This is a genomic window from Rhizobacter sp. P2_H2, assembly GCF_056403375.1.
In genome coordinates this window covers 1-1,183 of record NZ_JBFUFP010001380.1, presented here as the reverse complement: position 1 = coordinate 1,183, position 1,183 = coordinate 1, and the positions used below count along the sequence as shown (strand labels likewise).

1 protein-coding gene is annotated in these 1,183 nt (G+C 73.0%); it reads left to right on the top strand.

The window, feature by feature from the left end; translation table 11 throughout:
* Positions 1-1,183, top strand: a 1,183-nt coding sequence (locus AC1D15_RS33250) for a hypothetical protein (RefSeq protein ID WP_477829425.1), incomplete at both ends; no start/stop codon positions are given.

The window sequence follows — 1,183 nt, the reverse complement described above, 5'->3', positions numbered from 1 at the left end:
TCCCCCGCGTACCGCTCCATCGCCTGGCCGCCCTGTGGCTGGCCGGCGTCGGCGTCTGCGTGGTGGCCGGCGTGCTCGGCGGTCGCGTCGAGCTGGCGCGCCTGTTCCTGAATGCCGTGCCGGCCAGCTTCAACGCCGGCCTGCTGGGCCTGATCGCTGCACTGGCGCTGTGGACCGACCCGCGCGTGCCGTCACGCCGGCTCGCGTGGTGCGCCGGGCTGCTGGTGCTGCTGCCGGCGCTGGTGCTGGCCGAGCACCTGGGCGGCGTCGAGCTCGGGATCGACGCGCCGGCGCTGCACCAGGCGATGCAGTCGGGTTCGTCCCACCCCGGGCGCCTCGCGCCGAACACCTGCCTCGGTTTCCTGTTCGCCGGCCTGGCGCTGTGGCTGCAACACCGGCCGGCGCTGCGCTGGCGAGGGCTGCTGGTGTCGTGCTGCGTGTACGGCACGCTGGCGGTCGGGCTGTCGGCGCTGGCCGGCTATGTGCTGGACCTGGAAGCGATGTACAGGCTGCTGTCGTTCAACAGCATGTCGGCGGCCGTGATGGCGATGCTGGTGGTGCTGGGGGCGGCGCTGTGGTCGAGCCTGCTGGCGGGCGAGTCGACCGAGGCGCCGGGAGAGTCGGGAGAGCGGCCGGAAGCCCGCATCACCCGCACGGCGGTCGGCGTGCTCGGCGTGGTGGCGGTGGTGTCGGGCGTCGCGGGTTTCGCGCTGATGCAGCGCGCCTACAAGATGACGGTGGCCGACAGCCTGGAGACGGCGGCGCGCGGCCATGCTGGCGCGTTCGCGCACAGCCTGAAGCAGGAGATGGAGATCGCCGAGAGCGTGTCGCGCCAGCTCGCGTTGCAGCGGGCGCTGGCGCAGCTGGCGGTGAATCCGGTCGATGCGCAGGCGTTCGACGACCTGCGCGAGGTGGCGACCAGCCTGCTCGGGCAGGATTTCAGTGCGCTGCGCGTGCAGAACGGGCGCGACGAGTCGCTGCTGGAGGCCGGTTCGTCGCGGCTGCGCTCGGCACCGGTGGCGTTGCCGCTGGGCGATGGCCATTCGACGCTGCTGTGGGACGACGGGCTGGTGCTGCACAGCGAGCTGCCGGTCGAGCGCCATGGCGAGCGCGTCGGCGGGCTGATGCTGGAGCGCCGGCTGGGGGTGCTGACGGGGCTGCTGTACGACCTGCAGCACGGCGA